We start from the raw sequence: 21343 nt of genomic DNA, 5'->3' as shown, positions 1-21343 counted from the left end.
ACTTAAAAAAAATCAATCATGCGAAAATCAATCAAACGCAGTCTGTTGTTAATTCCTGCAGCACTGCTCGTCTTTGCCACTTCGTGTAAAGATGGAGGAGGAGCAGCAGATTCAGCAAACAGCGATCTCACTCTTGAATTCGAGAAGTACGAACTGGAAAATGGCCTGGATGTAATCTTGCATCAGGACAAGAGTGACCCTATCGTTTCTATGGCGATCCAATACGGTGTTGGTTCTAACAGAGAAAAGACCGGACGAACTGGTTTTGCTCACTTGTTTGAGCATATGTTGTTCCAAGAGTCAGAGAACGTGGGGCAAGATCAGTTCTTCAAGAAGATTCAAGATGTTGGAGGAACACTTAACGGTGGTACCTGGAAGGATGGAACCATCTATTACGAAGTTGTTCCTAAGAACGCTTTGGAAAAGATCATGTGGTTAGAGAGCGACCGTATGGGATTCTTCATCAATACAGTGACAGAATCAGCTTTCTACAATCAACAAGAAGTAGTTCAGAACGAAAAGCGCCAGCGCGTAGACAACAATCCTTACGGACATACTGGCTGGGTTATCGACAAGAACATCTACCCAGAAGGACATCCGTATAACTGGCAAGTTATTGGGGAATTGGTGGACTTACAAAACGCCACCGTAGAAGATGTTCGTGAGTTCTATGACAAATACTACGGGCCAAACAACGCTACGCTCGTTATAGCCGGAGACTTCGAAACAGAAGAGATCAAGCCAATGATCGAGAAGTACTTTGGCGAGATCAAAAAACGTCAAGAGGTAGCGCCACTAGAGCCTATGCCTGTTACTTTAGATGCTACCAAGCGTTTGATGCACGAGGATAACTTTGCTACAGCGCCTCAGCTTAACATGGTTTACCCAACGCTTCAGCAATATACCGACGATGCTTACGCTTTAGATTTCTTAGGACAATTGTTGTCTCAAGGAAAGAAAGCTCCGTTGTACAAGGTATTGGTAGAGGAAAAGGAATTGACCTCTCGCACAACGGCTTTTAACAACTCTCAAGAAATTGCAGGTGCCTTTAGAATCATCATTACCGCTAACGAAGGTAAGACGCTTCAAGAGGTGGAAGATGCGATCTTTGAAGCCTTCACTATGTTCGAAGAACAAGGAGTTACCGACCGCGATATTGAGCGTATCAAGGCAAGCTTAGAGACAGATTTCTACAACCAGATCAGCAGTGTGCTTGGAAAGTCATTCAACTTGGCACAGTACAATGTTTTTGCTGGAGATCCTGAATTCTATAAGAAAGACTTGGAGAATATCCAGAGCGTGACCAAGGAAGATGTAATGCGTGTGTACAATACCTACATCAAAGACAAGCCATATGTATTGACAAGTTTTGTACCTAAAGGAAAGCCAGAATTGGCAGCGAACAATTCTGAGGTTGCTCCAGTGGTCGAAGAAGAGATCAAAGAGAATGTTGCTCGAGAGATCGTCAATACAGAAGAAGAGATCGCTAAGACTCCTTCTGCTTTTGACCGTTCTGTAGAGCCAGGAACTGGAGAAGCTCCTGCACTTAATATACCAACAAGTTGGAAATCAGAGCTGGGCAACGGCATGGTGGTTTACGGAATTTCTCAAGATGAGATCCCGACAGTAAACTTTAGTCTGATCATCGAGGGTGGACACCTACTTGACGATCTTTCTAAGAACGGTGTTGCCAACCTAATGAGTGATATCATGATGGAAGGAACCGCTAACAAGACTCCGCAGGAATTAGAAGAAGAGATCGAATTGCTTGGAGCGAGTCTAAACATGTATACCACACGTGAATCTATCGTAGTACAAGGAAATACCTTGGTGAGAAACTTTGATAAGTTGATGACTTTGGTAGAGGAGATCCTATTAGAACCGCGTTGGGATGAGGCAGAATTCAACCGTATCAAAACAGCTACTATTAACAGCATTAAGCGTTCTGACGCTAACCCTAATGCAGTAGCGAACCGCGTATGGAACAAGATGCTTTACGGAGAAGGACATCCATTTGCTTACCCAACTAGTGGTACTGTGGAATCTGTTGAGGCAATTACTATGGACGATCTAAAGGCCTTCTATCAGAAGAACTTTTCACCTTCTATTAGCCGTTTCTTAATTGTTGGTAAGATCGATCAAGATCAAACTATAGCTGCGCTAAACAGTTTGGAATCTAACTGGGCAGCTAAGGAAGTAACAATTCCAGAATTCCCTGTAGACACTTCTCGCGATAAGTCAACCCTTGCTTTTGTAGATATTCCAAATGCGAAGCAATCGGTAATCAACATCGGTTACTTGTCTATGGCAAGAGATAACGAGGATTTCTATCCGGCAGAGGTGATGAACTACAAACTTGGAGGCTCGTTCTCCGGTAATGTGAACTTGATCCTTCGTGAGGAGAAAGGTTATACTTACGGAGCGCGCTCTGGTTTTAGCGGAACTAAGATCCCTGGAACCTTTAACGCGAGTTCTAGTGTAAGAACCAACACCACTGGTGAATCTGTGGAGATCTTTAGAGATCAGATCAAGGCTTACAAAGAAGGAATTTCAGCAGAAGACCTTGAGTTCACTAAGAACGCTATGATCAAGTCTAACGCGCGTCGTTTCGAGACTCAATTCTCACTCTTGGGAATGCTTTCTGAAATGAGTAACTACGGCTTAGCTCCTAATTACATTGAGCAGGAAGAAGCTATCATCAATAATATGACTTTAGAGCAGCACAAGGAGCTTGCCAATAAACTATTGGACGAGAACCGCATGCTTTACTTGGTTGTTGGTGATGCCGCTACCCAATACGCACAGTTCAAGGACATGGGCTTTGACGAGGTGAAATTGGTAGATAAAGATGCTAAAGAAGTAGAACTGGAAGACGTAAAAATGTAATTTCCTTTTCGACGAAAATAAAAAGGAGCTCCATACGGGGCTCCTTTTTTTATTTTTTAACTTTAGTGCGATGCGTAAAGCTTGGTATAAGAAAATTGGCCCAGCGACCTTGATCGCTGCTGCTTTTATTGGTCCTGGAACTGTAACAGTTTGCACCTTAGCGGGAGTGAATTTTGGCATGAACCTACTCTGGGCACTGCTTTTGTCCATGCTCGCAACTATCGTACTGCAAGAGATGGCTGCTCGTTTAGGTCTAATCACCGGTAAAGGTTTGGCAGAAGCTATCCGATCACAACTCAGCAATTCAGGTCTCAGAAATACAGCGTTGATCTTAGTGTTTGCCGCCATTATTATTGGCAATAGTGCTTATGAGGCAGGAAATATTAGCGGCGGTGTCTTAGGCTTGCGTGAGTTGATTCCCAATACGCAGTTCAGTTTATTCGGATTTCCCTTAGAATCCTTGGTGATAGTTATTGGCGTGGTGGCCTTTATCTTGCTTTATTTGGGCACTTACAAGCTTTTGGAGCGCGTACTTATGGGCTTGGTTTTGCTAATGAGTCTTTGCTTTCTAATTACAGCCGTACTCACCGGACCAGACCTCTTATCCTTACTCAAAGGCTTATTGATCCCGTCTGCGCCTCAAGACAGTATATATACCATCATAGCGCTAATTGGAACCACAGTAGTACCTTACAATTTGTTTTTGCACGCAGCACTGGTCAGTGAAAAATGGCAATCGAGTTCAGATCTGGGATGGGTGCGCAAGGACACGCTTATCGCTGTTGGTGTAGGAGGCTTGGTATCTATGGCAATTTTACTCTGCGGAGCAGCACTGCAAGGCATGTCGGTTAATTCGGCTGCCGATCTTGGCAAGGGTCTAGAACCACTACTAGGAGGCTTTGCCAAATATTTTATAGCCCTCGCGCTCTTTGCTGCAGGTATTACTTCGGCTATCACAGCACCTTTGGCGGCTGCCTATGTGGCTAGAGGTTGCTTCGGATGGGATGCTGGACTAAAAGACATAAGATTTCGCAGTGTTTGGATGATCGTGCTATTTGTCGGTGTATTTTTTGCCCTTAGCGGGAGTAGCCCTATAGCGATCATTCAGTTTGCCCAAATAGCCAACGGCATCGTCTTACCACTCATTGCAATCTTTCTGGTTTGGGCTGTCAATAAAAAAGCGCTTTTAGGCCAATTTGTGAACTCTAAGCTGCAAAACTTATTAGGATTGTTGATCATTATAATATGCGTGCTACTTAGTGGAAGAACGCTTTACAAACTCATCACTACATGGCTGGCTTAGAATATCGCATAGATCTAAATGCAGATGTAGGTGAAGGCGTAGCTACCGAGGCAGAGATCATTCCCCTGCTAAGTAGTTGCAATGTGGCTTGTGGTGGTCATTATGGAGACAGAGATAGTGTATTAAAGACCTTGGAACTAGCTCGCGGAGCGGGAATTAAAGTAGGGGCGCATCCAGCCTATCCAGACAAAGCCAATTTTGGCCGAGAGGTCATTAACATAGAAGTTGAGCGCCTAAAAGACGAGCTTTTAAGCCAATTAGAACTGTTCTTTAGTTGTTGTTCGGAACTGGATATACAAGCGCATCATATCAAACTCCATGGCGCGCTTTACAACCAAGCCGCCAAGGATCTACAGACCGCAAAAGTTATCGTTGAGGTCATGGAGTCCATCGATCAAAAATTACCACTATACACCTTGTCTGGCAGTATCTTGGATTCCTTGGCAAGCGATCTGGAGATCATTCCTGAAGCTTTTATAGACCGCCGTTATAATGCCGATTATACTTTAGTGTCCAGAAGCTTATCTACCGCACTGATAACTGACCCATCAGAGGCTTGGCAGCAATTAGAAATGCTTGTAAAGCAAGGGCACATCCGCAGTGTACAGGGAACCATGATCCCAATAAAGGCCAAAACATTCTGTGTGCATAGCGACACCCCGGGGGCTTTGGATTTATTAACTCATATTCACCAGCAAATGGCGGCGAATAATCTGCAATTGGCAATATGAACAGTTTAAAGATCAGATCTTTTGGCCCACAGACACTGCTTATAGAATGGCCACAGCTAATTAGTCCTGAGATCCATGCCGAGCTGTTGGCCTACCGCAAATTGTCCAAATTATTCGCGGATCAGATCGCAGAAACGGTCATAACTTATAATGCCATTGCCTTACACTTAAAACCAGGGCATTCCCCTAATGCACTGAAAGCGCAGTTGGAAGAGACCATTAGTTTGAACGAGGTAACTCCCTTACCGCCAAGTATGCGTTGGGATTTGCCAGTGTGTTATGACACACAACTCGCCATGGACCTCGAAGAACTCGCCCAAGAAAAGCAAATGAGCAAGCAGGAGCTCATCAAGTTACACAGTGAGGTGGATTATCATATTTATTTCTGCGGATTTCTACCTGGCTTCATTTATTTAGGAGGGCTCAACAAAGCCCTACATAGCCCAAGGCTAGCAGTGCCAAGAACTCACGTTCCTGCGGGGTCTGTTGGTATTGCGGGGTCGCAGACAGGAGTTTATCCCAGTGATAGCCCGGGAGGTTGGAGGATTATAGGTCGGTGTCCGGTACCCGTATTTGATCCGCAGGAAGATGACAGACCGAGTCCATTTTATGCAGGACAACTGATCCGCTTTGTGCCAGTAGATCTCCAGCAATACCATGCTATTGAGCAAGAAGTTGCTAAAGGAAGCTATGAACTTCTAAAAACGGAGTTGTCATGATAACAGTCATTCATCCAGGGTTATTATCGAGCCTGCAAGATGCTGGCCGGTTTGGCTACCGCAGCTTTGGAGTTCCTTGGAGTGGACCTATGGATAGCTTCAGTGCCGGATTGGCCAAAGAGTTGGTGCAAAATACTCCAGAAGATGCGGTCTTGGAATTTTATCAAAGAGGGCCGAGCTTGCAATTTGAGGCTGATGCTGTGATCGCTGTTACCGGACAAAATTTCGAACTCGTGATCGATGGAGAATCAAAATCACTGTTCAGGGCTCATAAGGTCAAGTCTGGACAAGAGCTGAGTATAAACTCCCTGGCAGCTACCAATTTTGGATATCTAGCTATTGCCGGTGGCTTTGATTCAGAGCTAGTTTTGGGAAGCAGATCCTATTGTCAGGGTATTACCAAAAGTATCAGATTAGAACGAGGGGACAAACTCAACTTCAATGAAAACTACACCATCGAGGTGCCTAGCTTGGCCCGAGTGAAATCCATCGCACATATTTTCCAAACCGAACACATTGAAGTTACACAAGGGCCAGAATACGACAGACTCAGCCCAGAACAAAAGGAGATATTATGGAATAGCTCGCATAAGCTCAGCAGAAATATAAACCGTATGGGTTATCGTTTTAATCCTAAACCTGGCTTACATTCAGATGGAATCCTAACTGGGCCTGTACAAGCAGGAACGGTACAGTTGACACCAGGAGGAGAACTTATAGTACTAATGCGAGACGCACAAACTACTGGAGGATACGCGCGTATCTTACAATTAATGCCAGATGCGATTAGTGTGTTAGCACAACAGATTCCGGGAACAACTTTGCAGTTTAGACTAAAAACTACAACTTAAAGACTTTTGTATTTCTGGTAGGCCTTTTCTAGCTTGATATCGTATTTATTCTGAGCGAAGCCTGGTCCGTTATAGCCACGTGCAAAGGCAGTCCAATTTTTAGACTGTAAATGTCTGATCAAATTATTCGCTAAGCAAAAACTGCCAAAGGCCTCTAAATGGGCTCTTTCATGGGTGTACATATGAGCTACGTAGGTATCGACATTAGGGTACCCCAAGAGGTCGTAGTGAAACCCCATGATTTGAAAGGCTCCGTAAGAAGCTGAACAGTACGCAGCGTCGTGGACAGCGTCTAGATCGCTCATTCCTGCTGCCTTTACTAAACGGTCGTATTCTTGCTCACCCCCTTCGTAAAACGCTTTTGTCCAAGACTTGTAAAGTACATTGGCTGTTCTGTCCTCCACAAAATCCTCTGGTCTCAAGCCGCGTTTAGCCAATTGCTTCCAAAAGATATGTCCTTCAAATAAGATACGAGGCCGACCATCTAAAAGGAAACCTTTACCGCTACTTTCTATTTCGTTTACTGCTTTTACCGCAGCCACTTCTAGATTGTAACGAGAAGCAAACTCTATAAGGTCTTGTTCGCCCAAGAATTTATCGTTAAAGCGTGTCAAATTATCGTGCGCTGCAATTAGGACGGACCAGGTTTTTGGGCCCACAATGCCATCTACCACCAAATTGTTTTGCGATTGAAAGTCCATAACGGCTTTCTGCGTATCCAGACCAAAGAATTCCGAGATCTTGACGCTATATCCTAAAGCGACAAGCATTTCTTCTAAGGTGTGAACGTCGGAGCCTTGGGATCGATGTCTTAGCGTTCTCATAATTGTCTTTTTGTTAAAGGTAGACGCTATTAGCTTAAGCTACAAGAGGTTAAACCCTGTACTTTATTGAGTCCCTTTATTTTCCTTGAATCAGCCCAGAGGGGATTTTTCCTTTTTTTCCAGTATTGCTTTGAATTACCCGTTGCTTTTTATAAACTTTAAAGAGTTATAACTAAAAAAATTAGAATATGGCCATACCTGCCAAGTGTATCACAGTACAACAAGCCAGACAACTTCAAGACAATTGGGTGAATACCCGCGAACCCGCTATAACACAAGCCAGAGGAGGACAACAAGATGCTCGCGAAATGGTTTTTAATATAGCAGAACTAGAAGAATTTCTGGATTATGTAAAATCAGAGTCTAAGAAAAATGGCATTAACAATCCGGGAGTACGGCTGTACTTTGCGGCTTACAACAATATGAATTCAGATCTAGCAACTGTTTTTCTCAGCGCAACCATGTCAGACGCTAAGAATTCAGATAACAACTATGATATTCAACCGTATAATACAATTACTGGTGGATTTCCTCCAAAGCAATACTAATGGCTTATTACGTACTGGTCTTAGTTATTATTCTTGAATTCATTGCTGCATCTGCAGGATTGAAATACATTCAAAAATATAGAGTTAGTAAAATAACAAAAAGGCTTGTACTTATATTATTCTTTGTGGCGATCACAGAGCTTTTCTCTACCTATGTTCCGATTGCCAAAGCAAGTGATTTCGAATATTTTGGCTTTGTTAAAGGCACTCCCTTTGAAAAGAATTTTTGGGTTCATAATATTCAGTTGATCATCACCTTTGGTTTTTTTGCAAATTATTTTAGGTCGAGTTTAAAACCCGGATTGTTAGCAAGTATTATCAAGTTGGTAATTATTGTTTTCATGATTGGTGCTTTGGTTAATCTTTTATTATCTGGCGTCTACTTCAACGGGATATCAAAGTTCACATATATAATAGGTTCGATCTTACTACTAATTGCAATATTGGTTTATTATTTCGAATTGCTTCGAAGTGATAATATTTTAAGATTTAGTCAGTCTTTGACCTTTTATATCTCTGTTGGATTGCTCATTTATTATTTAACGATGACACCCTTATTTATTTATGGGAGTTATTATTACACTGGTGAAAGCAGTGATACTTTCAATAAGTTCTATATATATACTCTAGCTATAGCTAATGTTGTGATGTATGGAACATTTACTTTGGGATTTATTTTATGCAAACCGAATCAGAATTAATACTGTTAATAGTCTATATCGCTTCTGTTCTATTAATAATAGTGATTGTAGCAATCCGTTTTTTCTCTGTATTCATTCACAGGAAGAATAAACTCATTCTTGCGCAACTGGAAGCGGAAAAGAAATTTGAAAGCGAGCTTGCAAATTCCCGCTTAGAGATACAAGAGCAGACCTTTAAGAACATCGCCTGGGAACTGCACGACAACGTTGGTCAACTCTTATCGGTCGCCAATATTCAGCTCAACATGCTCGAACCTAAATTAGACGAGGCCGACAAACCCCAACTCAAGGAGACTAAAGGAATTGTGGGGGAGAGCCTTAAGGAGATACGAAACCTTTCCCGCTCTTTGAACAAAGATGCGATTCTGAACGACGGACTCATCAATTCCATAAAACGCGAGATTGATCGGTTCAATCGTATGAACTTTTTGAATGCCGAGCTCAGTGTATCTGGAGAAGAGTGTTGTATCAATGCCAAAGATGAAATTATCATCTATCGTATTCTGCAAGAGTTCTTTAGCAACGTGATCAAGCACGCCAAGGCCGATAATTTATTTGTAAATTTAAACTTTGAGCCCCACAGATTGCTCGTAAAGGTAAGTGATGACGGTATAGGATTCAGCCAAACAGACATTCGCGGCAGCAACGGACTTTTGAATATGAAAAGCCGTGCCGCTTTAATCAATGCCCAATTGGATCTGGATTCCGAACAAGGCCGAGGAGTTACCCTAAACCTAGAATATCCTTATAAAGACAATGACCGCCAAAACTAAACACAATATTGTAATCGTTGACGATCACCTGCTTTTTGCGGGTTCTCTTGCCAAATTATTAGAGTCATTTGGCGAATTCAACGTCTTGTTCCACGCCAAGAACGGAGCTGATTTTCAACAGCAATTAAAAGGGTGTAGCGTACAACCTGACGTGGTTTTGCTAGATATAAACATGCCTGTAATGGACGGTTTCGAGACTGCCAATTGGCTCAGTTCATACCGCAAGGATATCAAGGTGTTGGCGCTGTCCATGGACGATGACGAAGAGACCATTTTACGCATGTTGCGCTGTGGCGCCAACGGTTATCTGCTTAAGGACATTCATCCAGATAAACTTAGAGAAGCCTTGTTAGAGGTGCTCCATAAAGGTTATTATCATTCAGAAAAAGTTGCGGCTACACTCTTGCAATCGTTGAATCCGTCCAAAGAAAAGCCAGAACACCATTTAAAAGAGAACGAGCGTATTTTTATCAGTCTGGCTTGTACCGAAATGACTTATAAGGAAATAGCTGAAAAAATGAATCTTAGCCCTAAAACCATCGATGGTTATCGGCATGAACTCTTCACGCGTTTACACATTAAAAACAGGGTAGGACTGGTTATCTACGCTCTTAAGCATGGGCTTTATCAGATTCAATAAGCGCGTCCCAGATCGGGTCCGCAGTATTGGGTAAGGCCAACAGTTCAAGCGGTGTTTTCTTGACTGGGTGGTTCAAAACTAAACGGTAAGCGTGTAGATGGATGCTTCCGTCTGGATTCGATCTTTTAGCACCGTATTTCAAGTCACCTTTGATCACACAGCCAATTGCCGCCAACTGTGTCCTGATCTGGTGATGCCTCCCGGTATGGAGGTTTATTTCTAATGCTGTATAATTCTTTAAACGCTTCAGAACTTTATAGCTCAGGGAAGCTTTTTTACTGTTGGCTACCTCTTTGGAATGGGCATAGGATTTGTTTTGCTTTGGATTGCGAACTAGAAAATGAGTCAGTTGATCCTGCTCAGCTTCTGGGCAATTCTCAACTACAGCCCAATAGGTTTTTTCAGTTTCTCGCTTTTGGAACATGGCATTTAGTCTGCTCAAGGCTTTAGATGTCCTAGCAAAGACCACCACGCCACTAGTGGGCCTGTCCAAGCGATGCACAACTCCCAAAAATACCTTTCCGGGTTTGTTGTATTTTTTACCGATATAGGTTTTGGCTATTTCTACAAGCGGTTCATCTCCCGTTTGATCGCCCTGAACCAGATCGCCAGCGCGTTTATTGACCACCAACAGATGATTGTCTTCGTATAAAATGTCAATGTTATCCGGAGTGGATCGCATCAGTAAATTTTAGTATTGCTCGTCCTCGTTCGGGAAGTCGCCCGACTTCACATCTTCACTGTATTTGGAGAAAGCGTTGGTCATCTCGGTGTACAGATCCAAATATCGACGTAAAAAACGCGGATTGAACTCGTAGGTCATCCCCAACATATCATGAGTTACTAATACTTGTCCGTCGCAGCCTGGGCCAGCTCCAATACCAATGATAGGTATCTGTACACTCTTGGCAACTTCTGCCGCTAGAGAAGCAGGAACCTTTTCTAAAACTATGGCAAAGCATCCAATACGTTCCAGCATCAAAGCATCTTCTTTGAGTTTTTCGGCCTCATCTTTGTCTTTTGCACGGACGGTATAGGTTCCGAACTTGTAGATCGACTGTGGTGTTAAGCCCAAATGTCCCATTACCGGAATACCGGCATTTAGAATGCGCTTAATGGATTCTTTGATCTCGCGTCCCCCTTCTAGTTTTACAGCGTGACCGCCACTTTCTTTCATAATGCGGATTGCAGATCGCAGGGCTTCTTTAGGATCCGACTGATAGGTCCCAAAAGGCAGGTCTACAACTACCAAGCTTCTAGTAATACCGCGAATTACAGAAGATGCATGATAGATCATCTGATCTAAAGTAATAGGCAAGGTGGTTTCATGTCCGGCCATTACATTAGAAGCAGAATCTCCCACCAGAATCACATCGATACCTGCACCGTCAACAATACGGGCCATCGTATAATCATAAGCAGTAAGCATGGATATCTTTTCACCGTTATGCTTCATATCCACCAAAGTTTTGGTGGTTATTCTTTTGTATTCTTTTTTGGCCGTAGACATTTAATAAGGTTTTAGGCAATAAAAATACTAATTTTAACAGGAAACCGAACGACACGGAGTCGTATAGTCTATATTTCATTTATTACATCATGTTTCGACGAATTTCCTTATTTCTTTTGCTGAGTTTTAGCTTCAGCGTACAGGCCCAAGATTTTACTCAAGAGGACGCAAAGGCTGTTATCGACACCTTTTTCGAAGGCTTTCACAAGGGTGACACCACCCTTATGCGCTCCGTACTTTTAAAAGAAGTCCCCACCTATACGGTCTATACCACGCCCAATGGTGAAAAACGTTTGGTTACTGGTTCTGTAGATAGACTCTTGGAGGGTATAGCACAACGGCCGGCAGAGCAGGTGTGGAAAGAAGAACTATTGGATTACTCGGTTCAAATAGATGGGGATCTGGCTCAAGTTTGGACTCCTTACAGGTTTTATCTCAACGGAAGTTTTAGTCACTGTGGAGCCAATGCCTTTACGCTAATTCAAACCAATGACGGTTGGCGTATTCAAAGTCTTATTGATAGCAGACGCAAAGGAAGCTGTGAACAGCAGGACTAGCAGTCCGATAGAGCTACATTGACCGCGAGGCCACCTTCACTGGTCTCCTTGTATTTGGTATTCATATCATTCGCGGTCTGCCACATGGTATTGATCACCTTATCTAAAGGCACCTTGGCATTCTTTGGGTCGCTGTCTAAAGCCATCTCACTTGCATTAATGGCTTTAATTGCTCCCATGGCGTTGCGTTCTATACACGGTATTTGAACTAGGCCGGCAATAGGATCACAGGTGAGGCCCAAATGATGTTCCATTGCAATTTCTGAGGCCATTAAGACCTGTTCAGGGCTTCCTCCCATGATCTCGGTTAATGCTCCCGCAGCCATAGCAGAAGACACCCCTATCTCTGCTTGACAACCACCCATGGCAGCAGATATAGTCGCTCCTTTCTTAAAGAGACTGCCAATTTCTCCGGCTACCAATAAGAACTGTTTTACATCGTCAAAATTCGCGTCGTGGTTCTCAATGACCATATAATACATCAGCACCGCTGGAATAACTCCTGCGCTTCCGTTGGTAGGAGCCGTTACAACTCGGCCTAAGGAAGCATTCACCTCATTGACCGCCAGGGCAAAACAGCTCACCCATTTTAAGATCTCTCGGAATTTCACCTCCCCGTCACGGATGGCAGCGATCCATTCTTGTGGATTGCTGTAGTTGGTGTTTCTGATGAGTTTTTTATGAGAATCATAAGCTCGTCTGCGTACGTTTAACCCGCCGGGCAGCACACCTTCTGTGTGGCAGCCAATATACATGGACTCCAACATTACGTCCCAAACTGCCTTGAAATCTGCGTCTATCTGCTCCGGACTGCGGAGTGATAATTCATTCTGATAGACGACTTCGGACACTTTCATGCCTAATGATTGACAATATTGAAGAAGCTCATCTGCTCGCTGGATCGGATAGGGAAAATGGCTAAAAGCCTCTTTTTTAGCGGCGGCGCGTTTGCGAGATTCTTCTACTACAAATCCACCTCCGATACTGTAAAAGGTTTTTTTAAAGAGCTTGCCGTTGTTGAGCAACCCTATGAATTCGATCCCGTTCGGATGAAAGGGAAGGAACTCTCTATTAAAAACAATTTGTTTGTCCATATCGAATTGCAAGGGACGCTCTCCGTTAAGGGCCAGGGTCTTGTTTTCTTTAATCAGTGCGATCTCTGCTTCGATCCTATCCGTTGGGAAACTCACAGGGTCAAATCCGCAGAGACCTAAAAGCACAGCAATGTCTGTGGCATGACCTTTTCCTGTCAAAGACAAAGAGCCATAAAGATTAACGGTTACCTGATCGATCTGTTTGAAATAACCGCGTTTCTTGGCGATCTTGATCCATCGGTTGGCGGCCCGCCAGGGGCCTAAAGTATGCGAGCTCGAAGGGCCAACGCCTATTTTGAGCATATCGAATACACTGATGCTTTCCACGGTAGTATTTTAGGGGCTAAATTTAGTTCATTGTGGCAGATAATTTTCTATTGCCAGAGTATTAATTTTTAGTGCCTGACAATTCAACTGACAGCCTGTCATAAAAATACGACTGGCATAATGATTGACTATAGGGGAGTGAGTTTAAATTTTGAATCAACACACCTATAGCATAGAATTATGAGTAAAATAATTGGAATCGACTTAGGAACCACCAACTCGTGTGTCGCCGTAATGGAAGGAAGCGAGCCTACGGTGATTCCGAATGCCGAAGGAAAAAGAACAACACCATCCGTAATTGCTTTTGTAGAAGGCGGAGAGATCAAGGTGGGTGACCCTGCAAAGCGTCAGGCGGTAACCAACCCAACCAAGACCGTAGCTTCTATCAAACGATTTATGGGGAACAAATACAGCGAGTCTCAGCAAGAGGCAGATCGCGCTGCATATAAAGTGGTAAAAGGAGACAACGATACGCCACGTGTGGATATAGATGGTCGTCTTTACACGCCACAAGAATTATCTGCAATGGTACTTCAGAAAATGAAGAAAACCGCAGAAGATTATTTAGGTACTTCTGTATCTGAGGCCGTAATTACCGTTCCGGCTTATTTTAATGACTCTCAGCGTCAAGCAACAAAAGAGGCTGGAGAGATCGCAGGACTTACCGTTCGTAGAATTATCAACGAGCCAACAGCAGCTGCATTGGCTTATGGACTAGATAAGAAGACATCTGATCAAAAGATCGTTGTATTCGACTTTGGAGGTGGAACGCATGACGTTTCTATTTTGGAGCTTGGAGACGGCGTATTTGAAGTATTGGCAACAGACGGAGACACCCACTTGGGTGGTGACGATGTGGATACCAAGATCATCAATTGGTTGGCAGACGAGTTCAAAGCAGACGAAAGCATGGACCTCAGACAAGATCCTATGGCTTTGCAACGCCTTAAGGAAGCTGCAGAGAAAGCCAAGATCGAATTGTCTTCTTCTTCTCAGACCGAGATCAACTTACCATACATTACGGCTACATCTAGTGGACCAAAGCACTTGGTACGCACTTTGAGCCGTGCTAAATTTGAGCAACTGATCGACGACTTGGTAAAAAGAACTATAGAGCCATGTCAAACCGCTCTTAAGAACGCAGGACTTTCTACTTCTGATATCGACGAAGTAATCCTAGTAGGAGGTTCAACTCGTATCCCTGCAGTACAAGAGGCTGTAAAGAAATTCTTTGGCAAGGAACCGAGTAAAGGTGTTAACCCAGACGAAGTTGTAGCTGTTGGAGCTGCAATTCAAGGTGGGGTACTTACCGGAGACGTAAAAGACGTTTTGCTTCTAGATGTTACACCACTTTCACTGGGTATTGAGACCATGGGTGGCGTAATGACCAAGCTTATCGAAGCCAATACGACCATTCCTACTAAAAAGTCTCAAGTATTCTCTACGGCTGCAGACAACCAGCCAAGTGTAGAGATCCACGTACTGCAAGGGGAGCGTCCTATGGCAGCAGACAATAAGACCATTGGTAGATTCCACTTAGATGGAATTCCACCAGCACCGCGCGGAATGCCTCAAATTGAGGTGACCTTTGATATCGATGCTAACGGTATCATTAAAGTGACCGCTGCAGATAAGGCTACTGGAAAATCTCAAGACATCCGAATCGAAGCATCTTCTGGACTTACAGAAGAGGAGATCGAGAAAATGAAAGCAGAGGCAGAAGCTAATGCTGAGGCAGATAAGGCTGCAAAAGAAAAGGCAGACAAGATCAATGAAGCTGACGCGATGATCTTCCAAACCGAAAAGCAATTGGAAGAGTTTGGCGATAAGATCAGCGATGATAAGAAAGCGCCTATCCAAGCTGCTTTAGAAGACCTTAAAAAGGCTTTTGAGACCAAGGAGGTAGAAACGATCCAACCTGCGCTAGACAAGCTGAACGAGGCCTGGAAGGTGGCAAGCGAGGAAATGTACAAAGCCCAAGCCGAAGCTCAGCAACAAGGTGCGCCGACAGGTGATGCCAATGCTGCGGGAGAGGATCAGGGTTCTGATGTAGAAGACGTAGACTTCGAAGAAGTCAAGTAGCCTGTCACGTGCATGACACGTGATAGACTTCGAAGAAGTGAAGTAATTCACAACATATATAACTTAAAAACCCAGCCATTTGGCTGGGTTTTTTTATGGTCTTATCGCGTAAGATCAGCTTTTTAAAGTGACCTTACACAAAATTTTGGTCTAATCTGCTTCGACTATTTCTAATTGGTATTGATCTTGGTCACAGTCAGGATCAATACAATACGAAATGGATTTTACACTAAAATCTTTCCAATCGGAAGGGTCTATAGGCCAACCGGCCACTTGATTGCCATCCGCCTTGAAAACCATAAATGCCGGATAGTTGTACTCGTTTTCTGGCCCCTGAGCGATGCCGCCAAAGACATAGGTTCCATCACTGAATTGGGCAAAAGAGGCAGCGATAAAGTCGCCTTCTGAAATTCCCTTTTGCGCAGCACTGCCGTTTTGCATTAGTTTAGTCCATAAGGCATGGCCGTTTTTTGGTATGATCATTTTTGCTTTTAATGGTGAATTCATGATATATGGTTTTAATGGTATTTGACATTTTTAGTGAAGTCGACAACTGGAATGCCAACTGCAGGATTGGCTTTGCCTCCCAATTGGGCTCGAATTTCCATGAGCATTAATCCTAAATGGTTTTGACCGAATCCGTTGTTGTCATCGCTCCAGAAGTTGTCACGCCCTTGTTTTTCATTATGTTCTAGTAGATAGGAGTTCGCAGTATCTAAAAGACCTTGTTTAAAATCACTTTGCGCAAATTTGACGTCTAGAATGGCGCGCATGGCATTCAAATTACTACCATAACCACCGTAAGTCCAGTCTTCCGTACCTCGATACTTCTTTTTGATTTTAAAGGCATCGCCACCGGTCAGTGCGTTTTCAAATTCTGCTCGTATTTTCGGATCATACCACCATTTAGTGGCTTGAAAAGCAGCTTCCGTATTGTGAAATGTAGCGGAAACACCTCCGTGATTCAGTGTCAAACTACAAGGGTAAAAGTTTCCTAGAAAGTCGGCCTCGTATATCAGATCATAACTGGTCTGATAGCCTGGATAATAAAATGTGGTTAAGGTGTAATGCTGTCCGTTAATGGTTACGCCTTGAGGTTTTGGATGGAATGTTGTTATGTGTTATTATTTGCACACAAAGTATAGGACTGTTTTAAATCTAGACAGCGTATTTATACCTATTATTCTATTAATTAGTAAATTAGGTGGACTAATCTGATGCTAAATTTTGCCCAATGCGAGCCCAACCACAAACTCCAAAGTGCAATTTCCGCGGTCTGGTGCTGCTGCTGTCGATCTTACTCTTAGTACCATCCGCAGCGACTATAGCCCAGAATGCTGCAGAGGAGTATACCGAATTTCGCGGAAAGATATTAGACAGTAAAGGGAAGGATCCTGTGGTCTTTGCCACTTTATTGGTTAGCGGTACAAATATTAGTACTGTAAGTAATACTGAAGGCAACTACCTTTTAAAAGTGCCCAATGAACATCTAGATGCGGCCCTAGAGGTTACCATGCTTGGTTTTGAGACCTATACAGCCGAGCTAAGCGAGATACCTAAGGACAGACACACCATTTACCTCAATATAGAGGTTTCTCAACTCAGTGAGATCAGTGTAACTCGCTTTGCAGATGCCAATGCGTTAGTTCGCGCTGTGTTTAGAAAGCGAGGAGAGAATACGCTCCCCCAGACGGCTAGAATGACTGCTTTTTACCGGGAGACCATTAAAAGGAGAAACCGAAATGTTTCTCTTACTGAGGCGGTAGTGAACCTTTACAAACAACCGAGCACGAATAATATTAAGGACGTTGTTTCCTTAGATAAAGCACGGAAGAGTACAGACTACCGTAGGTTGGACACCGTTGCACTAAAACTTCAAGGCGGTCCTTTTTCCACCTTGTATTTGGATATTATGAAGTATCCGGAGTACATCTTTACCGAAGACACTTATGATCTTTACGACTTTTCTTTGGAACGTTCTACCGCAGTAAACGACAGACCGGTCTATGTGGTCAATTTTAAACAGAAGGACTTTGTTTTAGATCCGCTTTATTATGGGCAATTATACATAGATACCGAGACGCTTGCTTTGACCAGTGCCAACTACCAATTACTGCTCAACGATAAAAAGGCAGCCAGTGCCCTTTTTGTGAGACGAAAGCCCGGAGATATCGAGGTAACTCCTTTAAAGGCGGCATATCGTGTAGATTACAGAGAAAAGGATGGCCGCTGGTTCTATGGTTACGGCAGTGTGGATTTGAGCTTTAAGATTAATAAAAAACGCAAACTTTTTAATTCCATTTACACCTTGAACAGTGAAATGGCCGTGACAGACTGGGAGCTTATCTCGAACGATCAGGTTGCTAGACCTAAAGATAGATTACGCCCTTCTGTGGTGATCACCGATGCGATCACTGGATTCTCCGATCCTGATTTCTGGGGGCCAAGAAATGTTATTGAACCCGAAAAGTCTATTGAGACTGCAATAAATAAGATTCAAAGGCAAATGCGCCGAGAAAACAAATAGCATCAATAAAAAACCCGATCCGTGCCGATCGGGTTCTTTGAACATGTAGCAGAATTTTTTTCTTTTTCACTACAATTGCGTTAAGTCGATTGCAGTTGCGTGCAAAGACAGTAAATGTAGTGTTTAACTCCCTGAAGGTCAACAGGGTTTTCCCTCTAAATTAATTCGATTGGAAGTATTTAATATTATTTGTTGCCGCTAAGGTCTGGCCTAAACTCACGCATAAGTTTTGCTGTTTCTGCCGCTTGAGTCCCGCGTCCGTCCTCCAAGTTCTCAACGATGTTGTCATAGTCTTTTTCAGAGCGATTTTGAGACATTTTGTACTTGGCTTGTAGCTCGGTGATCTCAATTTCAAATCCAACTATTCCGTATACCTGATTCAAGGTTTTCTTAGAAAGTTTGCTCATGACAACCGGCCGCTGCACATCGCTTTCGTATTTGTCCATTAAGGCTTCGAGCATTGGCATCAGTTCTTCTTGGGCCATAGTTCTCAATTTTCCGTAAATATGAACAGAAACGTAATTCCAGGTTGAAACTTCTTCTATGCTGTACCAGCTGGCAGAAACATAAGAGTGTGGCCCATTGAATACGGCCAAGACCTGCTCTTGCTCCTCGAAGGATTTCCACTGCGGATTCGCCTTGGCAAAATGCCCATGTAAATATGCCTTTCCGGCTTTTTCTAGATATTCTAATGGCAAATGTGTGGCTAGGGGTTTACCCTGGTGTTGAGTGATGAGTAGCCCGAAAGCATTTTGCTTTAAAAACTCCGTGATCTTTTGTTGATCGGTCTCTTTAAAGAGTTCTGGTATATACATAAGGCCAAAGATATCAAATATCCTTGGCCATATTTAAGTGTAAAATGCTAATTCTTATTCGCCGATAAGATGCAATTCTGTAAAATCCTTGGTGATCTGTAAAGTAGCTTCTCCATTGAATTTTATGCTGGTATCCAATTGGTTATCCAGTTCTATAGCAGTCACCTTAAAAGGTAATCCGTGGAATTTCAAGGTAATGGTATCGTAGTCTGTCACAAACTTACCTTCTTTATGTTGCTGAATGATCAGTTCTTTAGTTTTACCTGTCAACTTAAAGGAGCGCAAACTGAAACGACCTTTTTTGTAGTCGTAGCCGTCTTGTCCGTCTTCGTAAACCTTGGCTTGTCCTTTGCCTTCCTTGTAATAAACGTCTAAGGTCAAAGATTCCACTTTTTTCTCTCCAACATACTGCTGAACAGGGTATTTAGGGATCATAGACCCGCTGCGTACAAAGAGTGGGATCTTATTGATATCTGCATCGACCCAAAGTTCTTTGCCACCTTCAACCACTTCGTCACTCCAGTAGTTATACCAAAGCCCACGAGGGATATACATACGGCGTCCTTGTGCATTGGGTTCCAAGATAGGGCAGACCAAAATATCGTTTCCGAAGATAAATTCATCGGTACGGTAAAAGGTCTGGTGATCCTCCTGATCAAAATAAACCAAAGGTTTGATCATAGGAATACCCTCTTGTGCATATTCCCAGAACATGGTGTAGAGGTAAGGTAACAACTGGTAACGCAGTTCTACATAATCGCGCACAATATTGGTTACCTCTTCGTCAAATGACCAAGGTTCCTGATCGCCATGATCTCCAGAAGAGTGCACGCGACAGAACGGATGGAACACACCTAACTGTATCCAACGGCTAAATAGCTCACCGGTAGGTTGCTCGGCAAATCCACCGATATCGGTTCCAATAAAGGACATACCCGAAAGACACATGCGTTGTATCTGCTGGTTAGCTACCCAAAGATGCTCCCAGGTGGCGACATTATCTCCAGTCCAAGAAGAACAATAACGCTGGGCTCCAGAATAAGCAGAACGTGTAATGATAAACGGACGCTTCGGATAGGTGTATTTTTTTACTCCGTGATAGGTGGCACGGGCCATTTGCATACCGTAGATATTGTGTGCCTTGCGGTGACTACAAGGATGTCCGTCATAGTCGTGGCGCACGTCGAGCGGGAAGGTCTTGGTAGGAACTTCCATCACAGCAGGTTCGTTCATGTCGTTCCAAACGCCGTGAACTCCAGTCTCGCCTATGAGCTCATGGTATAGATCTGCCCACCATTCGCGTACTTTTGGATTGGTGAAGTCAGGGAAGTTACATTCGCCCGGCCAAACCTTTCCTTTCATTAAGGGGCCATCGGCACGTTTGCAGAAATAGTCTTTTTCTAAGGCTTCGTTATAGATATCGTAGTCCTTATCTATCTTGATTCCCGGATCGATAATAGCCACCGTTTTAAAGCCGTCTGCTTCTAGGTCGTCTATCATTTTCTTCGGATTTGGGAAGTATTCGTTGTTCCATGTAAAACAACGGAATCCGTCCATATAATCAATGTCCAGATAGATCGCATCGCAAGGAATTCGCAATTCGCGGAATTTGCTAGCTACTTCGCGCACATTGCTTTCCGGATAATAACTCCATTTACTCTGATGGAAGCCAAGGGCCCAAAGTGGCGGCATTTCTGGCTTTCCGGTAAGATCGGTATAACTACTCACCACACGGTCAATTCCAGGTCCATAAATGAAATAGTAGTTCATTTCTCCTCCCTGCGCCCAAAAACTCGTGGTATCTCTTCTTTCTTGACAAAAGTCAAAAAAGGTTCTAAAGGTATTGTCAAAGAATATTCCGTAAGCCTTGTCCGAATGCAAGCCAACATAAAAAGGGATGGCTTTGTAGAGCGGGTCCTGGTCTTTCCCAAAAGCATATTGGTCGGTCACCCAGTTCTCCACGCGTTTGCCCTTGAGGTTAAAGTGCATTGGCTTGTCTCCCAAACCGTAGTAACTCTCCATCTTCTGGGCGTGCTTACTCATTTTAACGATGTCAGATCCGTGCTCGTAGCTGAACTCCCAGTGGAAACCAGCTTCATCCTCGCTGATCAAGGTGCCCTCCAGATCATAAATACGCTTTTTCATGGACACACGATCTATATGCAACACTAACTTGGCTGTCTTTATGATAAAAGTGTCAGGCGTTTCGGAATATTCCAAGTGGTTATAACCGTGTGTAGCGTTCTTATCTAAGGCATAGCTAAAATCCGCTGGAAAATTTCCTTCTGTCGCATAGCGAAATCGGAAGATACTGTCCCGAATCACAGTGATCTGCAGCAGTACGCCATTATCTGCCGCTATGCTAAAGGTGTCTGCTTTTTTACTAAAGGTGGTAATCGGTCCAGGAAACTGGTTCCCTTTCCGTTCGAGTTCGGTATTTGTGATCATAGATTAA

At 43.5% G+C, this 21343-nt stretch carries 20 protein-coding genes; 12 read left to right on the top strand and 8 right to left on the bottom strand.

Translation table 11 applies throughout. The features are described from left to right. Nucleotides 1-18: 18 nt before the first annotated feature. From AC0J2F_RS01805 to AC0J2F_RS01785, 5 genes are all read left to right on the top strand, one after another. Nucleotides 19-2886 (top strand): M16 family metallopeptidase, encoded by a 2868-nt coding sequence (locus tag AC0J2F_RS01805; protein ID WP_473008371.1) that lies wholly within the window; start codon nucleotides 19-21, stop codon nucleotides 2884-2886. A 70-nt stretch (nucleotides 2887-2956) separates the two neighbouring features. Continuing rightward, complete coding sequence (locus AC0J2F_RS01800) at nucleotides 2957-4189, top strand: Nramp family divalent metal transporter (RefSeq protein ID WP_473008370.1); 1233 nt, start codon at nucleotides 2957-2959, stop codon at nucleotides 4187-4189. Next, a complete protein-coding gene (locus AC0J2F_RS01795; protein ID WP_473008369.1) occupies nucleotides 4177-4920 on the top strand; it encodes a LamB/YcsF family protein in 744 nt (247 codons plus the stop codon). The genes AC0J2F_RS01800 and AC0J2F_RS01795 overlap by 13 nt, the downstream gene beginning before the upstream one ends. Beyond that, nucleotides 4917-5639 (top strand): 5-oxoprolinase subunit PxpB, encoded by a 723-nt coding sequence (gene pxpB / locus AC0J2F_RS01790; RefSeq protein WP_473008367.1) that lies wholly within the window; start codon nucleotides 4917-4919, stop codon nucleotides 5637-5639. The genes AC0J2F_RS01795 and pxpB overlap by 4 nt, the downstream gene beginning before the upstream one ends. After that, on the top strand, nucleotides 5636-6490 hold the full coding sequence (locus AC0J2F_RS01785) for a 5-oxoprolinase subunit C family protein (RefSeq protein WP_473008365.1): 855 nt from the start codon (nucleotides 5636-5638) through the stop codon (nucleotides 6488-6490). Before pxpB ends, AC0J2F_RS01785 begins: the two co-directional genes overlap by 4 nt. Here AC0J2F_RS01785 and AC0J2F_RS01780 read toward each other — a convergent pair. Next, nucleotides 6487-7314, bottom strand: a complete 828-nt coding sequence (locus AC0J2F_RS01780) for an N-acetylmuramidase domain-containing protein (RefSeq protein WP_473008364.1) — start codon at nucleotides 7312-7314, stop codon at nucleotides 6487-6489. The two genes, AC0J2F_RS01785 and AC0J2F_RS01780, sit on opposite strands and share 4 nt — an antisense overlap. Before the next feature lie 188 nt (nucleotides 7315-7502). Between AC0J2F_RS01780 and AC0J2F_RS01775 the strand changes: the two genes are divergently transcribed. From AC0J2F_RS01775 to AC0J2F_RS01760, 4 genes are read left to right on the top strand one after another with little or no spacing between them, the layout of a single operon-like run. Then, nucleotides 7503-7862, top strand: coding sequence for a hypothetical protein (locus AC0J2F_RS01775; protein WP_374958014.1), 360 nt, complete (start codon nucleotides 7503-7505; stop codon nucleotides 7860-7862). Next, the gene (locus AC0J2F_RS01770; RefSeq protein ID WP_374958015.1) at nucleotides 7862-8563 is read left to right on the top strand and encodes a hypothetical protein; all 702 of its coding nucleotides are present in this window, start codon (nucleotides 7862-7864) and stop codon (nucleotides 8561-8563) included. The genes AC0J2F_RS01775 and AC0J2F_RS01770 overlap by 1 nt, the downstream gene beginning before the upstream one ends. Next, entirely contained in the window at nucleotides 8542-9336 is a 795-nt protein-coding gene (locus AC0J2F_RS01765; protein WP_473008363.1) for a sensor histidine kinase, read from the top strand. The genes AC0J2F_RS01770 and AC0J2F_RS01765 overlap by 22 nt, the downstream gene beginning before the upstream one ends. After that, entirely contained in the window at nucleotides 9320-9976 is a 657-nt protein-coding gene (locus AC0J2F_RS01760; RefSeq protein WP_374958017.1) for a response regulator transcription factor, read from the top strand. Before AC0J2F_RS01765 ends, AC0J2F_RS01760 begins: the two co-directional genes overlap by 17 nt. On the opposite strand, the gene AC0J2F_RS01755 is transcribed toward AC0J2F_RS01760, so the two are convergent. Both AC0J2F_RS01755 and panB read right to left on the bottom strand, forming a co-directional pair. After that, a complete protein-coding gene (locus AC0J2F_RS01755) occupies nucleotides 9948-10658 on the bottom strand; it encodes an RluA family pseudouridine synthase (RefSeq protein WP_473008361.1) in 711 nt (236 codons plus the stop codon). The genes AC0J2F_RS01760 and AC0J2F_RS01755 overlap by 29 nt on opposite strands. 9 nt (nucleotides 10659-10667) lie before the next feature. Continuing rightward, the gene (gene panB, locus AC0J2F_RS01750) at nucleotides 10668-11486 is read right to left on the bottom strand and encodes a 3-methyl-2-oxobutanoate hydroxymethyltransferase (protein WP_473008360.1); all 819 of its coding nucleotides are present in this window, start codon (nucleotides 11484-11486) and stop codon (nucleotides 10668-10670) included. An 89-nt stretch (nucleotides 11487-11575) separates the two neighbouring features. Here panB and AC0J2F_RS01745 point away from each other — a divergent pair, with 89 nt between their 5' ends. Then, nucleotides 11576-12043 carry a nuclear transport factor 2 family protein gene (locus AC0J2F_RS01745; protein WP_374958019.1) on the top strand — a complete coding sequence of 156 codons (468 nt, stop codon included), beginning with the start codon at nucleotides 11576-11578 and terminating at the stop codon, nucleotides 12041-12043. Here AC0J2F_RS01745 and AC0J2F_RS01740 read toward each other — a convergent pair. Next, nucleotides 12040-13464, bottom strand: coding sequence for an L-serine ammonia-lyase (locus tag AC0J2F_RS01740; protein WP_374960297.1), 1425 nt, complete (start codon nucleotides 13462-13464; stop codon nucleotides 12040-12042). The two genes, AC0J2F_RS01745 and AC0J2F_RS01740, sit on opposite strands and share 4 nt — an antisense overlap. Nucleotides 13465-13644: 180 nt before the next feature. Between AC0J2F_RS01740 and dnaK the strand changes: the two genes are divergently transcribed. Further along, nucleotides 13645-15546 carry a molecular chaperone DnaK gene (gene dnaK / locus AC0J2F_RS01735; protein ID WP_374958576.1) on the top strand — a complete coding sequence of 634 codons (1902 nt, stop codon included), beginning with the start codon at nucleotides 13645-13647 and terminating at the stop codon, nucleotides 15544-15546. A 150-nt stretch (nucleotides 15547-15696) separates the two neighbouring features. Here dnaK and AC0J2F_RS01730 read toward each other — a convergent pair whose 3' ends face one another. Both AC0J2F_RS01730 and AC0J2F_RS01725 read right to left on the bottom strand, forming a co-directional pair. Next, nucleotides 15697-16053, bottom strand: coding sequence for a hypothetical protein (locus AC0J2F_RS01730; protein WP_473008358.1), 357 nt, complete (start codon nucleotides 16051-16053; stop codon nucleotides 15697-15699). Nucleotides 16054-16064: 11 nt separating this feature from the next. Continuing rightward, the gene (locus tag AC0J2F_RS01725) at nucleotides 16065-16562 is read right to left on the bottom strand and encodes an NADAR domain-containing protein (protein ID WP_473009354.1); all 498 of its coding nucleotides are present in this window, start codon (nucleotides 16560-16562) and stop codon (nucleotides 16065-16067) included. Between the two features lie 218 nt (nucleotides 16563-16780). Between AC0J2F_RS01725 and AC0J2F_RS01720 the strand changes: the two genes are divergently transcribed. Then, nucleotides 16781-18073: a carboxypeptidase-like regulatory domain-containing protein gene (locus AC0J2F_RS01720; protein WP_473008357.1), complete on the top strand. Its 1293-nt coding sequence runs from the start codon at nucleotides 16781-16783 to the stop codon at nucleotides 18071-18073. 185 nt (nucleotides 18074-18258) lie between these two features. Here the strand turns inward: AC0J2F_RS01720 and AC0J2F_RS01715 are convergent, their stop codons facing one another. Together AC0J2F_RS01715 and AC0J2F_RS01710 are read right to left on the bottom strand one after the other, a co-directional pair. Next, complete coding sequence (locus tag AC0J2F_RS01715) at nucleotides 18259-18888, bottom strand: FMN-binding negative transcriptional regulator (RefSeq protein WP_473008356.1); 630 nt, start codon at nucleotides 18886-18888, stop codon at nucleotides 18259-18261. Nucleotides 18889-18942: 54 nt separating this feature from the next. After that, nucleotides 18943-21336: a glycoside hydrolase family 31 protein gene (locus AC0J2F_RS01710; RefSeq protein WP_473008354.1), complete on the bottom strand. Its 2394-nt coding sequence runs from the start codon at nucleotides 21334-21336 to the stop codon at nucleotides 18943-18945. Nucleotides 21337-21343: the final 7 nt, after the last annotated feature.

The sequence above is a fragment of the Gilvibacter sp. CC01 genome (assembly GCF_055755295.1).
Note: the sequence above shows the minus strand (reverse complement) of the source record. Positions and strands in the feature narration are given on the sequence as shown.